This window comes from Protofrankia sp. CiP1_Cm_nod2 (genome assembly GCF_920664355.1).
In the GTDB taxonomy this organism is placed as follows: domain Bacteria; phylum Actinomycetota; class Actinomycetes; order Frankiales; family Frankiaceae; genus Protofrankia.
In genome coordinates this window covers 1-4995 of sequence record NZ_CAKKTL010000320.1, presented here as the reverse complement: position 1 = coordinate 4995, position 4995 = coordinate 1, and the positions used below count along the sequence as shown (strand labels likewise).

Annotated in this window: 3 protein-coding genes and 1 pseudogene; all 4 read left to right on the top strand. The window is 74.5% G+C overall.

The features are described 5' to 3' along the window. On the top strand, positions 1-1697 hold a 1697-nt coding region (murJ, locus tag NBW84_RS22565), incomplete at its 5' end, for a murein biosynthesis integral membrane protein MurJ (RefSeq protein WP_445548821.1). A gap of 118 nt (positions 1698-1815) precedes the next feature. After that, the gene (locus NBW84_RS22560; protein WP_250287226.1) at positions 1816-3726 is read left to right on the top strand and encodes a protein kinase family protein; all 1911 of its coding nucleotides are present in this window, start codon (positions 1816-1818) and stop codon (positions 3724-3726) included. Positions 3727-3992: 266 nt separating this feature from the next. Continuing rightward, positions 3993-4682, top strand: coding sequence for an RNA polymerase sigma factor SigM (gene sigM / locus NBW84_RS22555; RefSeq protein ID WP_250287225.1), 690 nt, complete (start codon positions 3993-3995; stop codon positions 4680-4682). Next, positions 4672-4995 (top strand): annotated as a pseudogene (locus NBW84_RS22550) (hypothetical protein); the annotation flags it as partial. The gene sigM and the pseudogene NBW84_RS22550, both read left to right, overlap by 11 nt.

Below are 4995 nucleotides of genomic sequence, written 5' to 3'. Positions count from 1 at the left end.
AGCGGGGACGGCTGGCGGAACCGGCCCGGCCGCCCGCAGGACGGCCGGCGGACCGGGGACGTCCCGCGGGCGGCCGGGCCGGGAAGGCCACCGGGCGCAAGGCGATGACCCTCGGCCGGGCCAGCGGCACCATGGCGATCGGTACGGTGGCCTCCCGGGCGTCGGGGTTCCTGCGGACGGTGGCGATCGCCGCGGCGATCGGCACCGGCGCGGTCGGGGACGCCTACAACGTCGCCAACACCACCCCGAACATCCTCTACGACCTGCTGCTCGGCGGGGTGCTGTCCAGCGTGATCGTGCCGGTGCTGGTCCGGGCGGCCAGGGAGGACCCGGACGAGGGCGAGGCGTTCGCGTCCTCGCTGCTCACCCTGGTGGTGCTGGGGCTCGGTGTCATCGTGGTGGCCGCGACGCTGGCCGCGCCGGCCATCATCGGCGTCTACCTGGCCGCCGGCGGCGCCGAGCAGGATCTCGCCGTGACGTTCCTGCGGTGGTTCCTCCCGCAGGTGATCTTCTACGGGCTGGGCGCCACGATCGGGGCGATCCTCAACGTCCGCCAGTCGTTCGCCGCGCCGATGTTCACGCCGGTGCTCAACAACCTGATCGTGATCGCGACCTGCGTGGCGTTCATCTTCGTGCCCGGGCCGCGCCCGCCCACGGTCGGCGGGATCAGCGACACCCAGATCACCGTCCTGGCCGCCGGCACCACCCTCGGTGTCGTGGTCATGACGCTCGCGCTGCTGCCGTCGCTGCGGGCGGCCGGCTTCCGCTACCGGCCGCGGCTGGACCTCACCCACCCCGGGCTGCGCCAGGCGGTGCGCCTGGCCGGCTGGACGCTGCTCTACGTGGCGATCAGCCAGCTCGGCTACCTGGTCATCGTGCGTCTCGCCAGCTCCACGACGGCGTACACCGTGTACACGTACGGGTACCAGATCTTCCAGCTCCCCTACGCCATCGTCGCGGTGTCCGTGATCACCGCGCTGTTGCCGCGGATGAGCGTGCATGCCGCGGACAACCGTCGCGACCTGGTCCGCCAGGACCTGTCCACCGGGACGCGGCTGGCGGCGGTGGTGATCGTGCCGGCGGCACTCGCGCTGCTGGCGCTGGGCCGCCCGGTCGCGGTCGCGCTGTTCAACCACGGCGCGGTCAGCTACGCCGAGGCCCTGCGCATCGGGGACACCCTGGCCGCGTTCGCCGTCGCCCTGGTGCCGTTCTCCCTGTTCCAGGTGCAGCTGCGGGTGTTCTACGCCCACCAGGACAGCCGGACCCCCGCGCTGGTCAACATGGGGATCGTCGCCACCAACATCGCCGGCGCGGCGGCACTGAGCGCGCTGCTGCCCGACCGGCTGCGGTCGGTGGCGCTGGCGCTGGCCTTCGCCGTGTCCTACCTGGTCGGGGCCGTGGTCTCCTCGGTCCTGCTGCGGGGCCGCCTGGGCGGTATCGACGCCAGCCGGACCGCCCGCATGCTCACCCAGGTGACCATCGCCGGCGGGCTGGGCGCGGTCGTCGCCGCGGGGGTCTGCGCCCTGGTACGAGAGGTGCTCGGCCGGGGCTGGCTCGGTTCGGGCGTGAGCGTCGTGCTCGCCTGCGCGGTGGGGCTGCCCGTCTACCTGGTGGCCATCGTCCGGATGCGGCTGCCCGAAATGGCCGCGCTCGCCACAGCCGTCCGGGGCCGGTTCGGTGCACGATCGACACACTGATCCCGACTGATCCCGGCTACAACCGACACAGCGCCCGGGCGCTCCCCCAAAGGCTCGTACACTGAACAGGCTGCATCCGGCTACGACAGTCGGACGCGTCGGCGATGACGGAGGCACTGTGGTCGACGGGCACAACCGACCGCCACAGGTCGACGTCGATAATGACGTGACGAGCAGCGCGACCTGGAAGGCCGGCACCGTGGCGGTACCGGCGTCCCCCGACGCCACCGGCCCGATGGATCCCCCCGGGCCCCCCACCCTGCCGGTCAGCACCGTGCTGGACGGCAGATATCAGCTTCTGTCGGTCATGCACGCACGTGGGCCGGTCACCCTGTGGCGCGGTGACGACCGGATCCTCGCCCGGCCCGTCGCCGTCCGTGTGGTGCAACACACCGGCACCGGCGCGCGCGACTCCGCGGCCCTCGACCGTGCCGCCGAGATGCTGCTGTCGGCCGCCATCGGCTCCGGCCGGCTGGTGCACCCGGGCGCGGCATCGACCTACGACGCCACGTCGACCACCACCGAGGCCGGCCGCGTCTCCTACGTGGTGAGCGAATGGGTGGAGGGCCGCTCCCTGCAGGCGCTGTCCGCGCAGCGGCCGCTGCGCCCGGACCAGGCCGCGACCGTCCTGCTCGCCGTCGCCCGGGTGCTCGCCGCCGCCCACGAACGCGGCATCCACCACGGTGACCTGCGCGCCAGCGACGTCATCGTCTCCGGCCACGGCATGGTCAAGGTCGTCGACCTCGGCACCGGCTCGGTCGTGGCGGCGCTGGAGAAGGGCGCGCACAGCCAGGCCGAGCCCTGGGCCGGCTCCGTCGGCGCCGCCGAGGACGTCCGGGCCATGGGCGGTCTGCTCTACGCCGCGCTGACCGGGCACTGGCCGTTGGACCGCGGCGACACCGGGCTCCCCCCGGCGGCAAGGACCGACGACGGCCAGGTGCGCTCGCCACGGCAGGTCCGCGCGGACGTCCCCCCGGACCTTGACGCGCTCACCCTGGCCGCGCTCGGGGACGACCGTGCCCACCGGCCGGCGATCACGTCCGCGGCCGAGCTCGCCGAGGCGCTCGAGGATCTCGCCCCCGCGGACGGCACCCTGGATCTCGGCCGGGTCCGGTTCGACGACGAGCCGTCGCTGACCCGGACCATGACCACGGGGCCCTCGACCGCCGGTTACACCGTGGACGGGTCCGATGCGGACCACTACGACGTGGCGGGCTCCTACGGCCCGCCGGGGAGCGCGGCGTACCCGCCCGGCGGCGGCCATCGCGGCGGCTACCAGGACGGCCGGGCTCGCCAGGACGACGGCCGCTTCCCGGCGGACCAGCCCCGCCGCGACCGTTCCGCTCCCGCCCTCGGGACGCCCGGCTTCCTCGGCGACTACCCCCCGGACGAGCGGGGCGCCCGGCGCTCGCGCGGCCCGCGGCCGCGCCGCAGGCTGCTGCTCGTGGCCGGGTTCATCGCCACCATCGCGGTGGTCGCGGTGACGGTGACGTCGGTCGCGCTGACCCGTGACACCGGCCGGAAGGCTCCGGCCGCCCCGTCCGCGGCCCCGTCCAGGACCGCCCCGGCCGGTACCGGTACGCCGCTGCCGGCCCCGAACGTGCTGGCCTTCGACCCGCCGCCCGGGCAGAACGGCGAGAACGACGCGGAGGCCCCGAAGGCCATCGACGGCAACCCGTCCACCGTCTGGACGACGGAGGGCTACAACAACACCGACGGCCGGCAGTTCGGCGGGCTGAAGTCCGGGGTGGGTCTCCGGCTGGACTTCGGCCACCCCGTCACCATCAGCCAGATGACGATTGCTTTTGGTTTCGGCCCTACCGCGTTCGAGCTGCGTGCCGGTGACGCCGCCGTGAACGACGCCAGCGCCTACAGCGTGGTCCTCCCCGAAACCCTCGCCACCAACACGACCGTGTCCGTCCCGGAGGCGGCCGCCCACCGGTACTGGGTCGTCTGGCTGACCAAGCTGCCGACGGTGGACGACGGCCGGTTCAAAGGCGCTGTCACGGACGTCTCCTTCCGCTCCTGACCAGCGGGAAGACGCCGTCCTGGCCAGGCTCTCGCCGCCCCGTGACCCCCGCCCAGCCGCCAGCCCCCGTCAACGGCACGCCGGACGGCGCCGCCAACGCGGCCGTCGCCGGTAGCGGCATCGTCCCCCCGCCTGCGCCGGCCGCCCCGGCCGCCCCGCCCGGCCCAGTCCCCCCGCCCGGCCCAGTCCCCCCAGCCGGCCCAGTCCCCCCAGCCGGCCCAGTCCCCCCAGCCGGCCCAGTCTCCCCGGCCGGCCCGGTGAACGCGGTGAACGCGGCGGCCCTCCCGGTGGCACCGGCGGAGCGGGACAGGGACCTGCTCCGCCGGCATGCCGACGGGGACCCGGACGCCTTCACCGAGCTGGTACGAGCCCACAGCGGCCGCGCGTGGGCGGTGGCGCTGGGCATGCTGCGGGACCGGGAGGACGCCGCTGACGCCGTCCAGGAGGCGATGCTGTCGGCCTACCGGGGCGCCGCGGCCTTCCGCGGCGAGGCGTCGGTGTCCACCTGGCTGCACCGCATCGTCGTCAACGCCTGCCTGGACAGGCTGCGCCGGCGCGCGGCCCGCCCGCAGGTCCCGCTGCTCACCGGCGGCGACGACGGTCACGACGGTGGTGGCGGTGGCCGCGGCGGCGACGAGCCGGCCGAACCGCGTGACGCGATCGTCGAAGGTGAGACGCGGCTGGCCGTCGAATCCGCGCTGCGCCGGCTTCCGGAACCACTGCGGCTGGCGGTGATACTCGTCGACATCCAGGGCTGGTCGGTCGCGGATGCCTCCGAACTGCTCGCGGTCCCGGTGGGCACGGTGAAAAGCCGCTGCGCGCGGGGACGCGCGAAGCTGGCTGTAATGCTCGACTACCTGCGTCCCGGGAACCCTGCGCCGCTCGATTCCGTCAGTCAGAGCAGGCACGTCAATACGTCCGGAGTGGTCGGAGGAGGTGTCGGCGATGACCGCTGATCGGCATCCGGATGTGGAGCACCTCGATGCCTACGCCGGTGGGGACCTTTCGGCGTCCGTCGTGGAACTCCACGTCCGCGGCTGCCCGCAGTGCGGCGAAACCGTGGCGGCGCTGCGCCGGGTGCGTCACGACCTCGCCGCGCTGGCCTCGGTGACCATGCCGGAGGACGTCGCGACCAGGCTGTACGCCGCCCTGGTCAGCGAGCAGGAGCGGACCCGGCCGACCGGCCCCGACGGCCCTGCCGGCCGGGCCGGTCGGGGCCGGCTCGAGGCGGGCGGCCTCGAGCCAGTGCCGCCGCGGTCGGCGCCACGG